Here is a 15522-nt window from a genome sequence, read left to right as displayed (position 1 = left end):
CCGCCTTCGGTTGACATATATTCGCATGTCCGCAAATATACAAGCATGAACATCGATATCGACATTCTGTCCGCCGCTGCCGACGAGGCCAGCGAGTTCCTCAAATCCCTGGCGAGCCCGGTGCGGCTGCGTATCCTGTGCTCGATCACCGGGCAGGAGGCGTCCGTCGGCGAGCTGGCCGAGCTCCTGGGCGTGCGCCAGAGCGTGGTGTCCCAACATCTCGCGCTGCTGCGCAAGGACGGCCTGGTGAAGACCCGGCGTGACGGCCAGACGATCTGGTATGCGCTGGCGGACATGCGCGTCATCAGCGTCATGGAAGTCCTGCAGGCTACCTTCTGCCCTGCTCCGGCCACTCAGCAGGCGGGCAAAGCGAAAGCCGACGCCTGAAGGCGTCAGCGGAACGCTTCGCCGACGCGGCAGCCAAGCCCCTTGAACACCAGGGCGGCCGGGCAGAACCCCGTGAACGCCGACTGGATCAGGTTCAGGCCGATAAAGGCCGTGAGCAGCAAGAACCAGGGTGAGACCCAATACACGAGCCCTGCAGACAGCAGGACCATGCAACCGGCGAAAACCAGAACGGCGCGGTCAATCGTCATGTTCGATCTCCTGAGGGGGCGGCCGACGCCGCCTCGTCGTGAAATTTCCTAGAGCTTGCTGATCCCGAGCCACGCCGGCCGACAGAGTGGGTGTTCCCTTCAGGTCGCCAGCTTTCCACTCGCTATCAGATACAAAAATCATGTATTCGAAAATTCGATTATATTCAAGCCGCGGCGACCTCCGCCTTTTCGGTAGGGGTGGCCTCAGGCCAATTTGTCCGCATCGGGCTTGCGAGAGCGTTTCAGGATAACAGCCTATCGCCCTACGTCGACGTAGTAGGAGCGGTCCGCCGGCAGGCCGATCGTGGCCAGGCAAGCCACCGCCACCAGCGTGTAGATGATGAACAGCGTGACGCCTATGAGACGTGGCGGGACGTGGCGCTGAAGCAGCAGGAGCAGCGGCGTCATAGCGGCGCAATCCCGAAAACATGGGCGAGGGTCGGTCGGGCCAGCGACAGCCAACTGAGAACCGCGATCGGGCCGAGAACACGCGACCATGCCGGCGTTGACGGCGAGCCAGCACGCCGGTTCGCGGACCATGTTTGCCATCCACGGGTGATGACGATCCCGGTCACCTGCCACAACGCCCAGAAGAGATAGTAGGTCGAGATCTCGTGCCAGAGCGCGATCGCCAGCATGGCGGCGCCTAAGCCCGCAAGCGGTGACCGCGTCAGCGCCGTCACCGGATTGAAGACATAGTCGCGGCACCAGAAGGAGAGGGTCATGTGCCACCGCGTCCAGAAGGCAATGAGATTGGTCGCGGCCCACGGGCGATTGAAATTCTCTTCGAGCCTCAGCCCCATCATCAGCGACAGGCCGAGTGCGACCGAACTGAGCCCCGCGAAGTTGAGGTAGAGTTGGATCCAGTCGATGACCGACACGGACCAGTCCTGCAGGAACGGCGGCCAGCTTCGGGTGGCTCCAGCCACGGCGCGCTCGACATGGGAGATCAGCCAGACGCCCAGAACGGTGGCCTGCGCCAGCCCGAACAGAGCACGCTCGGCGCCCGTGTAGAAAGCCGACGGATCCCACCGCCTGCGCTCGCTTTGGCGTTCGAAGTGCTGGATCCGGTTGATCGGCCCGGTCGCCAGCACGGGTAGAAAGAAGTTGTACCGTACGAGCCGCGTGAGACCCGGCGCGGCCAGTCGGCCCATCCACCAATCGAAAAGGACATGGAGGATGCGAAGGGTGAAATAGGCCCCGCCGATCCACAGGACGTCCGGGCGTGAGCGCGACAAGACGAGGGCAGCCAACAGGCCTGCGGCGGCCAATGACGCAAATAAGCCGCGCTGCGCAAAGACGTCGCCGAGCTTCATCGCCAAGGCTGCGCTGCCGATCGCGGCCGCCAGCCAGAGCGCTGAGAACGGCGACAGGAGCGCCAAGGTCAGCGCCGTCACGGCCGCGACAGCGTCCAGACCCCAACGCCTTGGCAGAAGCCAGGCGAGTGGGGTCGCGAGCAGGGACGCGAGGATCAGCAGGGCGACGTTGGTGTTCACCCGCGGCGCGCCCACCAGTTCGCCAGTTCATCTAGAAACTTGCGTCGCCCTTGCCAATTCATGTGACCTTGGTCGATGTAGTAAGTGTCGGGCCACGCGAAGGCTGGAGCAAACATGGGTAGCCCAAGCCGGTCGGCGGTCGCCTGAATGTGCGCGCGGAGGGTCTCGACTGCGGTTGGACCCATAAACTCAGCCGCCGACTGCGAACGGGGTGGGCAAAGCAACACGATGGTAGCGCCCTGGCGTTCAGCTTGCTCGATCAACCTCTTGAGCGTCTTCTCCTCGCGAGGATCATGCAGGGACAGCGGATACACTGCCGCCAATTTGGCGCTGCTGATCCGGTTCGGCAGATTGAGGTTGGCCGCTTCAACCAGGGCGGGCGATGTTTGTGCCGCCCCTAAAATAGTCTTCAGCCCGCTACGCACCTGCTCGCCAAAACGTCTCTGCCGAGCGGCCAGTCGTTCGCTGAGCGACCTGCTGGCGTGACGTTCCGGCGTCTGATCACGGAAATCGAAAACGAGCGGGTTTACTTCGAGGAGGATTGTCTTGGCTCGGCTGCTCAAAGCAATGCCGAGCAGCTCCATCTGCTCCGTTTCGGTGATCTGATCCAGAGCAAGCCGGACATGCTCCGCGCCGTCGCCCAGCAACGACTGTTGGGCAGAACCGCGCGGCGGGATGCTGTAGCGGAGTAGCGATGAGCCGATGGCCACCACGGGCGCGTTCACGGTCTCGGGAATACGCGAAGCGCTTGCACGTCCCAACGACGCGAGGGTGACCAGGATGGCGACGGACGACAGCGCCGCAAGCGCCCAGATCACGCCAAGCCGCCTGTTAGTCACTGCTTCGACCCTGAGACGATCTGGACCAGATCCGCCAGGCTGCGCAGGCCAGCCACGCGCGAAGCCGGGATCCTGATCTTGAACCGCTCTTCCGCAGCAAAGATGAGCGAAAGCTGCGAGAAACTATCCCAGGCGGCGACCGACGCCGGAGTTGAGCCCGCGCTCAACGTTGTCGGATCGACGCGAAACACTTCCGCAGCGAGGCCGAGAACCTGCGTGGTGAGTGCGGCAGCCCCGGTGGCATGGCCGTCGCCGTCGGATTGCCTTCCTTCCTGCGCGAGCGCTGCCGCAATCGCCTCACGCAGCCGCGCAATGTTGGGCTTCCCGGCGTCGCCGCGCGGAATACCGGGCAGCGCCAGGATCCGCTTGGGCACCTTCAGCGGCTCGAGATGAGCTCGCGCATGGGACGTCAGCGCAGCCTCGCTGATGGGTCCTTCGACCACCACGGCCGTTACCGGGACTTCACCGAAGGTTTCGTCCGGCAGGGCCACCGTCGCCGACTCGACGACGCTCTGATGCGCGAGCATCGCCTCGTCGATTTCGTCCGGCCGGATCAGGAAGCCGCCGGACATGATCACGGTCTTGATCCGTCCGACGATGTCGAAGGAGTGATCCGGGCCCAGCACGGCCAAGTCGCCGGTGCGCATCCAGCCATCCGGGGTGAATGTCGCGGCGGTGCGGGCGGCATCCCGCCAGTAGCCGGGAAAAACGTTGTCGCCCCGGAGCTGCAACTCTCCCGAGCCATCGGCGCCCGCGCCGCCCGGCAGCGGCTCTATGCGGGCCTCGCAGTCGACAGGCCGGCCGATGGTTCCGAAAGCGCCCATTTCGGCTTGCGGTCCGGCGTAAAGCGCGCTCGCCACCGTTTCGGTGAGACCATACTGGTTGAAAACAGGTTTGCCGAACCGTGTTTCGAGACGTCGCCAGAGGGCGGGATCGAGCCGCGCCGCGACCGAAAGCAGTCCCTTGCATTCGGGCGCGTCGAAGTAATCGTCGTGCTGTGCGTAGCGGTCGATCAATGACCAGACAGCCGGAACCGTAATGACGTGGCTGGCGCGTTCCTGCCGTACCCGGTTGAGCCAGCATTCCAGCCCCGGGACCGTGAACCCGCCCGAGCGGATCAGCGCGCAGCCATTCGCCAGCGCGAGCATCGGTCCCTGCACCAAGCCATCGCCGTGTGCGAGGACCATGTCGTTGAAGATCCTGGAGCTGGAATCATAGCGAAACAGGCGTGACAGCGTCGCGAGGTTGGCCAGGAGGTTGCGGCGGCTGAGCATCACGCCACTGGGCGATTGGGTCGTGCCGGACGTGAAAAGGATGTAGGCGGTCTCGTCCAGCGCCTCGGGCAGGCGCGGATTACGCGCCTGTAGTGGCAGATCGAGGCCAAGTCGTTGCGCCACATCCTCCGCTTTGCTCGACCCGAACAGACGCCAGGTCTTCGGCGGCGACTCGGCCGGCGATCTCGCGAACGTGGCGGGGAGGGCCTGTGTCCAAGGCTGTTGCTGGCGACCGAGGTCGCAGATCAGGAGCTTCGGCTCTACCGAGCGGCTCACCGCCTGCGCCCGGAGTTCCGCGGTATCGGGCGTCAGCATGACCGGAATGACGCCGTCCAGGAGCGCCGCCGTGAAAGCCACGACGGCAAGTTCCTCGTTGGCGGTCAGGATCATGACGCGGTCGCCGGACGTCACACCGTGCGCGTCGAAGAGGTTGAGCAACCGGCCGACGAGTTGCGCGAAGTCGCCGAAGGACAGCTTGCGCGTCGGGCCGCAAAGGAAGTCAGACGATGGATGCGCGAGGGTAGATTCCCAGAGCGCTGCGAGCCTCAACAACGGTTATTCTCCGTCTTCGACGTGGAGCGACGAGCGCGCTGGATCGAACAGCTTCTCGACCGCTGGTTGACCAGCGACGTAGGCTCCATCCGGCACATTGCGGCGAACGACGGAGCCGGCGGCGACGAGGGCGCCTTCGCCGATCCGGACGTCCGGCAAGATCACGGACCCGGCGCCAATCATGGCGCCCGCGCCCACATGGACATTCCCGGCAAGGGTGGCGCCGGGGCCGATGCTGACGAAGTCGCCGAGGATGGTGTGATGGCCCAGAGATGTGGCCCGATTGACGAGCACCCCCTCGCCAAGGATCGAGAGGGCCCCGATTACGCATCCGGCGTTGATGAAGGTTCCGTCGCCCACCCGCACGGTCCGGGCCGTGATCGCCGTCGGATCCACCAGTGCGGGGGCGAGCGTCAGGCCGAGATCTGCGGCCTGCTTGACCAGGGCGGCCCGGCGCGTCGGCGCGAATGCGCAGGCCAGGAAAACGTCGCCGGCATGATTGGACAGGAAGGCGTCGAGTTCGATGACGACGGAGCGATCGACCAGCCTCGGTATACCGTTCAGGCTCACGGCGGCGGTGATGGTCAAGCCAAGCCGATGACAGGTCTCTTCATACTCGCAGGCCAGCGGCGATCGAACTCCGAACAAGATCACCGCTGCGTCCCCACCCTCGCGCGCAGAGGAGCTGACGTCTCTGCTTTCGCAAGCCTAGTGCGCTTAATTGAAATCGCGCTACGCCCCCAAATGTACTAGGGGTCATCCTCTCTCCTGAGCATTGCAGCAGTCCGCCGCCCTAGATGACCAGGAACGATCCAGCCAGGGAGGCGCCATGATCGAAGGTCGCAACGACTATTCCCGAGCCTGAGCCTGTGCCGTCGGCGTCCCAGATCAACGACCCGCCAAGGCCGGACGCCTTGTAGACAAATTGGCCCTGCGCGAGCGTCGGTCCGCCGTCGACGAGACGGTCGGACCCCAGGAGCCCAGCCGGTAATCCGAAATCCGAGCCATGGACCGCAACGGTGTCGCCTGCCGCAAAATCGGTGATGCGCGTGACGTTCGCGGCCGAGGGGGCGGCAAAAACGAAGAGGTCGGACCCGGCGCCGCCTCCGACGAGGTCATTGCCGCCGCGGCCCTCAATCCAGTCGTCGCCAGCTCCGCCCGAAAGCGTGTCTCGCAGGGATCCTCCCAGCAGCGTGTCGTTTCCCCCGCCGCCGTCGAGCCGGTTTCTTCCGGCGCCACCGTCGAGAAAGTCGTCGCCGCCGTTACCGGCAAGCATATCATCGCCGCCCTTGCCGAGCATGATGTTGGCGCTGGCGTCTCCCACCAGGCCATTGTCCAGATTATTGCCGGCCGCATCCAGCCCGCTGTTTCCTGTTAAGCTCAAGCTCTCGACAGCGGCATCCAGAGCGTAGCCGGAGAAGCTCAATTTGAGACCGGGATGGGTGGGATCATCGATCTGAACGGAGAAATTACCGATCGACGCCGTGATCCGGTCGTAACCTTGGTCGGTCAGTTCGATGACGACGTCGCCCGCGTCCTCGACACGGTAGAAGTCATCGCCCTTTCCGCCCGTCATCGTGTCGGCGCCAGGGCCTCCATACAGCCGATCATTCCCGTCGCCGCCCACCAAGGCGTCGTCGCCGGTCCATCCGACGAGAACGTCATCGCCGCCGCCACCCGACAGCGTGTCGCCCTGGTTGCCGCCGACGATCGCGTTCGATGTGTCGTTGCCAGTGACGTCGACCGAACCAAAACCCGAATACACGAAGTTTTCGATGGAGGTCGGTAGATCGATGTGGCCATCGCCCGTGAAGTAGAGGGTGTCCACGCCGCCGGATCCGAGGCCAGGGTTGTCGGCATGGGATACCGAGTAGTTGAAGCCGCCGGTGGTGTTGGCCGAGAAGGTCGGCAGCCCTGCCGCCAAGAGGGCGGCCTTGGATACGGCCTGGTCGGCGAATACGTAGATCTCGAAATTCTTTGTGAGATCCAGCCCGTCTGGTGAGCCTACGCGAACGTCCTGGATCAGAAGTTCGCCTGCGGCGCCGGAGCCCACTGCGTAATCTGCGAGCGCCCCGGAATACACGGCGCGATCGGTATCCGCGCCGCCATCGAGCGTGTCGTTGCCGGCGCCGCCAACAACAGTGTCGTTGTCTTCGAAACCGTCGACAAAATCCGCGCCAGCGCGGGCGTCGATGTAGTTCGCGCGTCCGCCGCTGCGAATGTCGTCGGCGAAATCCGTCGCTATGATGTGGCGAATCCCCACGATCGAGTCCGTCGTGCCGAAGCCGTCGATCACCGTATCGGGCGGAACACCGTTCGCTGACGAAACATTGGCTCGCTGATTGACCAGGATGCCGAACGTTCCTCCAAATTGCGCATCGAAATGGTAGTCAGCCGTATCGGGACCGTCGCCACTACCACCACCGCCGCCGCCCACCAGCGTGTCGTTGCCCTGAAGACCGACATAGACGTCGGCGCCTCCACGTCCGTCCAGGACGTTGTCGCCATTGTTCCCGACGAGCGTATCGTTTTGCCCACCGCTGGAGACGTTCTCGATGTTTGTGAGCGTATCGATCGCGCCGAAACTGTCCCGAGCCGTTCCCGCCGCCAACACAATCCCGCCGAGTGCGAGCGCCTGCGTCGAAAGATTGACGATGACGGGGAGACTTCCGCCGAAATTGACGTCATTCGAGTAACTGACGCGATCCTTGCCACCTGCGCCATCGATCGTGTCCGGCCCCGCATAGCCGACGAAGACCTCGTCTGCTCCGCTTCCGGTGAAGCTGTCCCCGAAGGTCGTGCCCTCCACGCGTTCAATGCTGGTGAATGTGTCGATATTTCCAAACTGGTCTTTCGCAGTTCCAAGCGCCAGGTTTACGACCGAGCCGCCGCTTCCCAGATACTCGGCCAATGCCGGATCGGTGGCGTCGTTGCGGCTGATGAATTGAAGCGTATCGAACCCTGCGCCACCTTCGATGTGATCGGCCCCCTGATACCCACGGAACACGTTGTCAGCGTCGTCACCGATCAGCACATCGGAGTTGCGGCTGCCGATCAGGCCTTCGATCGAGATCAAGTGATCCGTATCGCCGACAGCGTCAATCGCCAGGCCAGTGATCAAATTCGCATTTACACTAAGCGTTCCGAGTGAGAACTTATAACTGGCATAATCAAATCCGTTTCCGCCATCCAGCGTATCATTACCACTTCTTCCATATAGCGTATCGTCGCTTGCAAAACCGGCCAAACTATCATTGCCCGGAGATCCGGTGAGTTCGTCTGATGCATTCAAAAGATCAGCGATTAATCCGGATCCATTCGGGACCGGCGTCAAGAAGCCTTGAAAATCAGCCGCCGCAATGTCGACGTCACTCAGTGTTTCGAGTGTAACGCCGCCGCTCTTGTGCTGCAGCTCGGTAAGCGTTCCAGACGTGAGTTTCCCGCCCAATACGGTGAGGCCGGCGCCATCGAGCTCAAGGAAAGATCCATCGCTCAGGGCTAGATTTACTGTCGTTAATCCGACGCCATCTCCGGTTAGGATCGTAGATGTAAGAATATCTTGGAATGGGATGCTGGCGACCGCACGATTATAGAGAGCCATGTCGAGCCTCATCGCTGTCGGATTCAGTTTATTATGATCTCCTGAATTTGCCCCGCAATACTTCAAGTCGTACAATTACGAAGTTTCGCATAGCCCAATCGTTCTAATTACATGTCTTGACTGCCTGGTCCTTTCCGTCTGCTTCGTGGCCAATGCGGATCGGCATCGCCCGGTGACCCGGCCTCCAAGCAGGGCAGGTCCAGCAAGGCGGCCCTTACGCATGGACAGCCCTTACACGTCGGCCACGTCCCGGGCGGGATGTCGCTCGAGAACCACGGCACGATGGTGAGAAAGAGCAGCCCAATGAACGGCGAGACCAGGCTGATCGAGATCCGCCGCATGCAGGCTTCGCGCGCGACCTGGCCGATGACGCAAGCGGCGTCGCAAAGTCCCAAGGGCGGCGCGAAGACGCCTCACCCGCCTTTGTGAAGGCCGGCAGCGAGGCCCATGGGTTCGGGGCGGAACAGCCGGGCGTCCATCTCGCGCAGCTGGGGGGCCACCCGGGGGCGGAACGCCATGAGGGATAGGATATGCTTTTCGACATCGATCCCGGGCGCGATTTCGACGAGTTCGAGCTGGCCGTCGACAGCCCGGAATACGCAGCGCTCGGTGACGAACAGGGCCTCGCGGCCCTCGCTCTGCGCGAAGGGGGCGCTGTAGCAGACCTGTTCAATGCGCTCCACGAACTTGCGGTGCCGGCCCTCCTGGACGATGCGCAGCGCGCCGTCGCCGGCCGCGATCTCCAGGCCGCCGGACGTGAACGTGCCGCTGAACACCACCTTGCGGGCGTTCTGGCTGATGTTGATGAACCCGCCGACGCCGACGATCTTGGAGCCAAAGCGGCTGATGTTGACGTTGCCGGCGGGATCGACCTCCGCAAAGGACAGGAAGGCCACGTCGAGCCCGCCGCCGTCATAGAAGTCGAACTGGGCGGGCTGGTCGACGATGGCGTCGTAGTTCTGTGACGCGCCCGAGTCAGGGCCCGTCAGTGGCGCGCCGCCGATGAAGCCCTGCTCGTTCGTGAGCACGATCTGGTCGAGGATGGCCTCCTCGGTGCAGACCGCCGAGATGCCGGTCGATATTCCCGCGCCCAGGTTCAGGATCGCGCCGGGGACGATTTCCATCGCGGCGCGGCGCGCCACGATCTTGCGCACGTCGAACGGCAGGCGCTTCAGGGCGTGCAGCGGCACCTTCAGCTCGCCCGCATAGGCGGGGTTGTAGTCGGTCGCGTAGGTCTGGCGCTGGGCGGGGTCGACCACGACGTAGTCCACCAGAATGCCGGGAATCTTCACCGTCTTGGCCGGGAGCGCGCCGCTCTTGGCCATGCGCTTCACCTGCACGATGACGACGCCGCCATTGCGCCGGGTCGCCTGGGCGGAGGCCAGCATCTCGCCGAAGATGGCCTCCTGCTCCATGCTGATGTTGCCGTCCTCGTCCGCGGTGGTGCCGCGCAGGATCGCGACCGTGATCGGGAAGGGCTTGAAACGGAGGTACTCCTTGCCGTCGATCGTCATCAGCTCGACGAGGTCCTCGCGCGCGCTCGGGCTCTGGCGGCCGCCGCCGTGGCGGGGATCGATGAAGGTATGGAGTCCCGTGCGAGTGATAAGGCCGGGCCGCCCGGCCGCGAGGTCGCGCATGATCTGCGACAGCACGCCCTGGGGCAGGGTGTAGGACTCGATCTTGTCTGCGGTCGCGAGCGCGATCAGCGGCGGAGAATCGATCAGCGCGCTCGTGATGGAGCGTTTCAGCATGCCCTCGTGCCGGAAACGCGCCGCCCCGGTGGCGATGCGGTCGCCGATGCCGACGACGTGTATCAGCGTCAGGGCGCCGGGCGCGCCGCTCTCGAGGTAGCGCGCCTCCAGGGCCTCCAGCACTTTCTCGGGGACGGCGTGGCCGCCGCCGGACCCGCTGACCAGCACATGTGCGCCGGTGGGGATGTGCTGGACGGCTTCTTCGGCCGAGACGAGTTTCATGCCGTGTCCTCCGGGCGCGTCGCAAGGCGCTCAAGGCGTATTGACGGGAACCATTTTCTCTTGTAACCGGTTACATAACTGAGCGAGCAAGTCAACAATGACATGCCGTCCGGACCTGCCGCAGAGGTGATCTGGGGAGCGTCGGGGTCCGATCACGGGAGGACACATGGCCGCCAATCCCATCGCGCGTGATCCCGGGACGGTCGATGCCGTGGCGTCCGCACCCGCCGTGCAGGCGTCGTCGCCCGGCCAGGGCCGGATGATGCGCCGCGCCGCCGCGATCGGCTGGAACATCCTGCCGCCATTGTCCTTCGTGGTGATCGTCGCGTGCTGGTGGGCGGCCGTACGGTTCTTCAAGATTCCGGCCTATCTGCTGCCCAGCCCCGACTCGGTGTTCGAGAGGCTGGTGGCCGACCGGGCGTTGCTCTGGACACACGCCAAGGTGACGCTGACCGAGATCCTGCTCGGGTTTGGCCTCACCATCGTGCTGGCCATTCCGCTCGGGCTCGTGATCGCGCTGTCGCGGGTCGCCAAGCAGACGCTTTACCCGCCGATCGTGCTCCTGCAGCTCGTTCCCAAGATCGCGGTTGCGCCGCTGTTTCTCGTGTGGCTGGGCTTCGGCATCGAATCCAAGGTGCTGCTCACCACGCTGATGACCTTCTTCCCGCTGCTGATCTCCAGCATCAGCGGCTTCCAGATCCTGGATACGCGCCTGCTCTACCTCACGAAATCCATGGGCGCGAGCATCTGGCAGACGTTCCGGTTCCTGCGCTTTCCGGCGGCGCTGCCGGTGATCTTTGCGGGCCTCAAGACCTCCGCCACCATCGCGGCGACGGCCGCCATCGTGGCCGAGTTCGTGGGAGCCAACGAGGGGCTCGGCTACGTGCTCCTGCGCGGCACCAGCACGATGGACCTGCAACTCACCTTCGCGGTGCTCGTGGTGCTGACGCTGATCGGCATCCTCATCAACTACGCGGTGGAACTCGCCGAATGGGCCCTGACCCCCTGGCAACGGATCAGCCGCAATTGAATGCCGGCGCGCTCTCGGGCGCATCGGCCCCAACAACAACAATGATGACGAGGGAGGACGAAACATGACGATTTCGATCAAGAGCCGGCATTCCGGCAGCCGTTCGCGCCTGAAGGGCGTTTCCCTCGCGGGCGCGCTGGCGCTGGCGGCGTGGATGCCGCAGGCCGCCTCGGCCCAGACGAAGCTGACCTTCCAGCTCAACTGGACGGCGGGCGGCCCCAATGCGGGCTTCGCGGCCGCGGTGGGCGAGGGCTACTACAAGGATGCGGGGCTCGACGTCACCGTGGTGCAGGGCAACGGCTCGGGCAACACGGCTCAGCTCGTCGCCAACGGCAGGGCGCAGGTGGCCTATGCGGACGCGGTCGCGGTCAGCCAGCTGATCGCCAAGGGTGCGCCCATGAAGGTGGTCGCGACCGTCTACCAGTCCAACCCCAACGAGGTGTCGGCGCTGAAGAAGACCGGCGTGACCTCCGTGAAGGGGCTCGCGGGCAAGAAGGTCGGCGTCCCGGCCGGATCGTCCCAGACCACGATGCTCCCGCTTTTCCTGAAGGCAAACGGCCTGAAGGAGACCGACATGACGCTCCTGAACATGCCGCCGACATCCATGGTGCCGGCTTTGCTGCAGGGGCAGGTCGACGCGATCCTGGGTTCGATGGACGCCTACCAGATCCAGCTCGAAGCCCAGGGCGCGGAGTTGGACAATTTCCGCTTCGCCGATTTCGGCGTCCCGACCGTCAGCACCTCGATCTTCGTGGCCGACAGCTTCCTCAAGGAGCAGCCGGACGTCGTGAAGAAGTTCGTTGCCGCGAGCCTGAAGGGCTGGGGCTTCGCGATCGACAACCCCGAGAAGACGGTCCAGCACCTCAAGACCGTGTTTCCCGAGGTGAACGCCAAGCTCGCCGCCAGTGAACTCGCCGCTATCACGCCGTTGTTCTGCAGCGGCGGCGCCAAGTACCTGGGCAAGGCCGAGGACAGCCAGTGGGAGAAGACGCAGGCGCTCCTGTCGGAGGTCGGCCTGCTGCCCGCCGGGCAGGATCCCAAGAGCTACTACACCAACGCGTTCCTGCCCGCGGACAAGGACATGCGCCCCTGCAAGTGAGCAGGCGCGCCTGAGCGTTTGAACCGCGAACGGAGACCCGGAATGCCGACTGGCTATCGCTTCGAGGACCTTCACGTCGGGATGCGGTTCCGCAGCCCCGGCCGCACGATCGGAGAGGCCGACCTGATGGCCTTCGCGGGCCTGACCGGCGACTTCTCCGAGCTGCACACGAGCGAGGTCTATGGCCGCGCCAGCCAGTTCGGTCGCCGGGTCGCGCACGGCATGCTGGGCCTCGCTTACGCGCATGGCCTGATGTGGGCCAGGACCGGCGAGCTCAGGGAGACGGCCATCGCCTTCCTGGGCATTTCGGACTGGTCGTTCGCGGGGCCGATCTTCATCGGCGACACGATCTTCGTGAATTACTGGATCATCGAGATCCGGGACAGCCGTTCGCGTCCCAACCAGGCCATCGCGACCTTCGCGGTGGAGCTGGTGAACCAGGACGGCGTCGTGGTGCAGAAGGGTCGCAAGGCGCTTCTCCTGTCCAAGACGCCGCTCGAGGCCGTCGCGGCGTCGCGCGGCGATCCCGACACCGTCGCCGTTTGATGAGGCTCCCATGAGCGCCGCCGCCTTGTCCCTGCCGGAGCAGTCGGGTGTTCCGATCGGCATCCGCAACGTCTCGAAAGTGTTCGGCGAGCACTCGGGCAAGCCGTTCCAGGCGCTGAAGCCGCTGAACGTCTCCATCGACGCGGGGGCCTTCGTGTCGGTGGTCGGCGCCTCGGGCTGCGGCAAGAGCACGCTCATGCTCATTGCCGCTGGCCTGCTCAAGCCGAGCTCGGGCGAGGTCGTGGTCGACGGCCGCCCGGTGGTGAAGCCGATCACCGATGTAGGAATCGCCTTTCAGGACCACCTTCTGCTGGAGTTCCGCACCGCTTTCGAGAACGTGATGCTGCATGCGGACATCCGTGGCCTGCCGCGCCAGCCGCTCGAGAAACGGGCGCGCGACTTGTTCGCGCAGCTGAAGCTCGAGCATGCGATGAACAAATATCCGTCGCAGCTTTCCGGCGGCATGCGCCAGCGCGTGTCGCTGATCCGCACGCTCGTGCACGACCCCGCCGTGATCCTGATGGACGAGCCTTTCGGCGCGCTGGACGCGCTGACGCGGCTTCAGGTCCGCGCCGATCTGGAGGAGCTCTGGCTGCGGCGCCGCCCGACGGTGCTGTTCATCACGCACAGCGTCGAGGAGGCGGTGGGCCTTTCCGACCGCATTCTCGTGATGAGCCCGAGCCCCGGCGAGGTGATCGACGACATCGAGGTGACGCTGCCGCGGCCGCGGCCGCTGGTGCTCGGCGACGCGCCTGAGTTCACTCGCTATGTCGACCGCATTCACCGGCACTTCGCTCGGCTCGGCGTGTTGCACGGCGTCGCGCCCGGAGCCGCCAAGGAGCCGGCGTGACAAGGTCGCGCAGGGGAGGGTGGTCGTGACGGCGCAGGATCCTTCGGAAGCCGCGGTGGAGCTCACCCGATCCGGCGCGGTCGCCGAGATCGCGTTGCGGGCCGGACCTCTCAACTTGGTGACGAAGCCGCTGCTGCGCTCGCTCAACGCCGCGCTCGCGACTTTGGCCGGGGATGCGCAGGTGCGTTGCGTGATCCTGCATGGCGGAAGCGGCCGGGCCTTTTGCGCCGGGAGCGACATCAAGGAATTCGCCCATCTGCGCGAGAGCGCCAGCGAGGAGAAGATCCTCTTCGAGGACATGGTGCTGCGGCGGCTGGCCCGGCTGCCGGCGCCCACCATCGCGGCGCTGGACGGACCAGCGCTGGGCGGCGGGCTGGAGCTGGCGCTCGCCTGCGACCTGCGGGTCGCCCGCGTGGGGATCGCGCTGGGCGTGACGGAGTGCCGCCTCGGCGGCCTCGCGGGCAGCGGCTCGGTGCGGCTGGCGCGGCTGGTCGGTCCCGCGCGGGCCAAGGAAATGCTTTTCACCGGAGAGGTGATCGACGCCGAGCAGGCGCTCGCATGGGGCGTCGTCAACCGCGTTGCGCGCGAGGGATCCGCGCTGGACGCCGCAAGGGCCTGGGCGGGCGTGATCGCCGAACGCGGGCCCTTGTCGAACCGGCTCGGCAAGCAACTCGTGGATGCGGCGTTGGACGAACCGCTGGACGCGGCGCTCAGCCTCTCGACGGTGTCCCAGCAGGCGATCTTCGATTCCGACGATTTGCGCGAAGGCATGCGCGCATTTTTCGACAAGCGGCCGCCTGTGTTCAGCGGCCGCTGAAACGACGGGCCAGGTTCAGGCCGCCGTCTCGGCGAAATAGTCCAGCACGGCCGCGGCCTGCCCGGCGACCATGGCGGTTCCACCCACGGTGCGGCAGCCGCTGGCGCGCGCCAGTTCCAGAAGCCGCGTCGTCTCGCGAGGCACGATGTCCACCACGGTGAGCGATGCGGGCAGCGGGCCTTCGATTGCGATCGGTAGCCCATCGGCGTCCGACAGGCCAACCGGCGTCGCATTGATCAGGATCGAGATGGCGTCCAGCGGCGGAGCTGTGGTTTCGATGGCGACGCCCGGGAAGGCCTCCGCGACCGCGCCGGCGATGGCTGCGGCTTTGCCGGCCTCAGCGTCCGTGAGATGGATCCGGCTCGCGCCCGCCTCCGCCAGCGCAAACGCGATCGCGCCGCCTGCGCCGCCCGCGCCGATCAGCCAGACCGTCTGGCCGAGCGGTGGAGTCCTGACGCCCTCCAGGGCGCGGACGAGGCCGACGCCGTCGAACATGTCGGCTTCCCACCGGCCATCCTGCCGTCGGCGCAACGCGTTCGTGGCGCCCACCTGCCGGGCGCGCGGATGCACGATGTCGGCGAACGGGAGGGCGGCCTGCTTGTGCGGGTAAGTGAAGACGAGCCCGTCCACATTGCCGGCGCACAGCAGCCCGCGCATCCCGGCCTCGAAATTCTCCGTCGATAGCCGCCAGGGCACCAGCACGGCGTTTCGGCCGGCCGCGGCTAGCAGCGCATTGTAGACGGCCGGCGATTTCGCCTGCGCGATCGGGTCGCCCACGATGGCGTAGAGGCGCGTCGCGCCCGTGATTAACGGCCGGTCGGGACGAGGCGCAGAAGTGCTCATCAGGGC

At 65.2% G+C, this 15522-nt stretch carries 16 protein-coding genes; 7 read left to right on the top strand and 9 right to left on the bottom strand.

From position 1 onward, the window contains the following. The first annotated feature begins 45 nt into the window (after nucleotides 1-45). Nucleotides 46-387 (top strand): ArsR/SmtB family transcription factor, encoded by a 342-nt coding sequence (locus tag AC1DSZ_RS17025; protein WP_476839538.1) that lies wholly within the window; start codon nucleotides 46-48, stop codon nucleotides 385-387. A gap of 5 nt (nucleotides 388-392) precedes the next feature. Here AC1DSZ_RS17025 and AC1DSZ_RS17020 read toward each other — a convergent pair whose 3' ends face one another. The 7 genes from AC1DSZ_RS17020 to AC1DSZ_RS16990 form a co-directional block, all read right to left on the bottom strand. Then, a complete protein-coding gene (locus AC1DSZ_RS17020; RefSeq protein ID WP_476839537.1) occupies nucleotides 393-596 on the bottom strand; it encodes a YgaP family membrane protein in 204 nt (67 codons plus the stop codon). A gap of 255 nt (nucleotides 597-851) precedes the next feature. Continuing rightward, the gene (locus AC1DSZ_RS17015; protein ID WP_476839536.1) at nucleotides 852-1004 is read right to left on the bottom strand and encodes a hypothetical protein; all 153 of its coding nucleotides are present in this window, start codon (nucleotides 1002-1004) and stop codon (nucleotides 852-854) included. Next, nucleotides 1001-2092: an MBOAT family O-acyltransferase gene (locus AC1DSZ_RS17010; RefSeq protein WP_476839535.1), complete on the bottom strand. Its 1092-nt coding sequence runs from the start codon at nucleotides 2090-2092 to the stop codon at nucleotides 1001-1003. Before AC1DSZ_RS17010 ends, AC1DSZ_RS17015 begins: the two co-directional genes overlap by 4 nt. Further along, the gene (locus AC1DSZ_RS17005) at nucleotides 2089-2910 is read right to left on the bottom strand and encodes a hypothetical protein (RefSeq protein WP_476839534.1); all 822 of its coding nucleotides are present in this window, start codon (nucleotides 2908-2910) and stop codon (nucleotides 2089-2091) included. The genes AC1DSZ_RS17010 and AC1DSZ_RS17005 overlap by 4 nt, the downstream gene beginning before the upstream one ends. 17 nt (nucleotides 2911-2927) lie before the next feature. Then, the gene (locus AC1DSZ_RS17000; RefSeq protein WP_476839533.1) at nucleotides 2928-4757 is read right to left on the bottom strand and encodes an AMP-binding protein; all 1830 of its coding nucleotides are present in this window, start codon (nucleotides 4755-4757) and stop codon (nucleotides 2928-2930) included. 3 nt (nucleotides 4758-4760) lie between these two features. Further along, nucleotides 4761-5345 carry an acetyltransferase gene (locus tag AC1DSZ_RS16995; RefSeq protein WP_476839532.1) on the bottom strand — a complete coding sequence of 195 codons (585 nt, stop codon included), beginning with the start codon at nucleotides 5343-5345 and terminating at the stop codon, nucleotides 4761-4763. 205 nt (nucleotides 5346-5550) lie between these two features. Beyond that, nucleotides 5551-8358, bottom strand: a complete 2808-nt coding sequence (locus AC1DSZ_RS16990) for a hypothetical protein (RefSeq protein ID WP_476839531.1) — start codon at nucleotides 8356-8358, stop codon at nucleotides 5551-5553. 303 nt (nucleotides 8359-8661) lie between these two features. On the opposite strand from AC1DSZ_RS16990, the gene AC1DSZ_RS16985 reads away from it, so the two are divergent. Continuing rightward, a complete protein-coding gene (locus AC1DSZ_RS16985; protein ID WP_476839530.1) occupies nucleotides 8662-8787 on the top strand; it encodes a hypothetical protein in 126 nt (41 codons plus the stop codon). On the opposite strand, the gene AC1DSZ_RS16980 is transcribed toward AC1DSZ_RS16985, so the two are convergent. Further along, the gene (locus tag AC1DSZ_RS16980; RefSeq protein ID WP_476839529.1) at nucleotides 8772-10331 is read right to left on the bottom strand and encodes an acyl CoA:acetate/3-ketoacid CoA transferase; all 1560 of its coding nucleotides are present in this window, start codon (nucleotides 10329-10331) and stop codon (nucleotides 8772-8774) included. The two genes, AC1DSZ_RS16985 and AC1DSZ_RS16980, sit on opposite strands and share 16 nt — an antisense overlap. Nucleotides 10332-10497: 166 nt before the next feature. Here AC1DSZ_RS16980 and AC1DSZ_RS16975 point away from each other — a divergent pair, with 166 nt between their 5' ends. The 5 genes from AC1DSZ_RS16975 to AC1DSZ_RS16955 all read left to right on the top strand — a co-directional run bounded on the left by AC1DSZ_RS16975 (nucleotide 10498) and on the right by AC1DSZ_RS16955 (nucleotide 14673). Next, nucleotides 10498-11361: an ABC transporter permease gene (locus AC1DSZ_RS16975; protein ID WP_476839528.1), complete on the top strand. Its 864-nt coding sequence runs from the start codon at nucleotides 10498-10500 to the stop codon at nucleotides 11359-11361. 64 nt (nucleotides 11362-11425) lie between these two features. Then, entirely contained in the window at nucleotides 11426-12460 is a 1035-nt protein-coding gene (locus tag AC1DSZ_RS16970; RefSeq protein WP_476839527.1) for an ABC transporter substrate-binding protein, read from the top strand. 42 nt (nucleotides 12461-12502) lie between these two features. Further along, nucleotides 12503-13006, top strand: coding sequence for a MaoC/PaaZ C-terminal domain-containing protein (locus AC1DSZ_RS16965; protein ID WP_476839526.1), 504 nt, complete (start codon nucleotides 12503-12505; stop codon nucleotides 13004-13006). 10 nt (nucleotides 13007-13016) lie between these two features. Continuing rightward, the gene (locus AC1DSZ_RS16960; protein ID WP_476839525.1) at nucleotides 13017-13856 is read left to right on the top strand and encodes an ABC transporter ATP-binding protein; all 840 of its coding nucleotides are present in this window, start codon (nucleotides 13017-13019) and stop codon (nucleotides 13854-13856) included. Nucleotides 13857-13881: 25 nt separating this feature from the next. Next, a complete protein-coding gene (locus AC1DSZ_RS16955; RefSeq protein ID WP_476839524.1) occupies nucleotides 13882-14673 on the top strand; it encodes an enoyl-CoA hydratase/isomerase family protein in 792 nt (263 codons plus the stop codon). A gap of 15 nt (nucleotides 14674-14688) precedes the next feature. Here AC1DSZ_RS16955 and AC1DSZ_RS16950 read toward each other — a convergent pair whose 3' ends face one another. Continuing rightward, a complete protein-coding gene (locus AC1DSZ_RS16950) occupies nucleotides 14689-15516 on the bottom strand; it encodes a shikimate dehydrogenase family protein (RefSeq protein ID WP_476839523.1) in 828 nt (275 codons plus the stop codon). Nucleotides 15517-15522: the final 6 nt, after the last annotated feature.

Source organism: Alsobacter sp. P4_H11 (assembly GCF_056400925.1).
This window is presented reverse-complemented; position numbering and strand designations above follow the sequence as displayed.

Bases quoted from the DNA above. Each gene is read 5' to 3' on its own strand.
- AC1DSZ_RS16985 (WP_476839530.1), top strand. From the start codon at position 8,662: ATGAACGGCGAGACCAGGCTGATCGAGATCCGCCGCATGCAGGCTTCG.
- AC1DSZ_RS16970 (WP_476839527.1), top strand. From the start codon at position 11,426: ATGACGATTTCGATCAAGAGCCGGCATTCCGGCAGCCGTTCGCGCCTG.
- AC1DSZ_RS16990 (WP_476839531.1), bottom strand. From the start codon at position 8,358: ATGGCTCTCTATAATCGTGCGGTCGCCAGCATCCCATTCCAAGATATT.
- AC1DSZ_RS16980 (WP_476839529.1), bottom strand. From the start codon at position 10,331: ATGAAACTCGTCTCGGCCGAAGAAGCCGTCCAGCACATCCCCACCGGC.
- AC1DSZ_RS16975 (WP_476839528.1), top strand. From the start codon at position 10,498: ATGGCCGCCAATCCCATCGCGCGTGATCCCGGGACGGTCGATGCCGTG.
- AC1DSZ_RS17020 (WP_476839537.1), bottom strand. From the start codon at position 596: ATGACGATTGACCGCGCCGTTCTGGTTTTCGCCGGTTGCATGGTCCTG.
- AC1DSZ_RS16950 (WP_476839523.1), bottom strand. From the start codon at position 15,516: ATGAGCACTTCTGCGCCTCGTCCCGACCGGCCGTTAATCACGGGCGCG.
- AC1DSZ_RS17025 (WP_476839538.1), top strand. From the start codon at position 46: ATGAACATCGATATCGACATTCTGTCCGCCGCTGCCGACGAGGCCAGC.
- AC1DSZ_RS16965 (WP_476839526.1), top strand. From the start codon at position 12,503: ATGCCGACTGGCTATCGCTTCGAGGACCTTCACGTCGGGATGCGGTTC.
- AC1DSZ_RS16960 (WP_476839525.1), top strand. From the start codon at position 13,017: ATGAGCGCCGCCGCCTTGTCCCTGCCGGAGCAGTCGGGTGTTCCGATC.
- AC1DSZ_RS17015 (WP_476839536.1), bottom strand. From the start codon at position 1,004: ATGACGCCGCTGCTCCTGCTGCTTCAGCGCCACGTCCCGCCACGTCTC.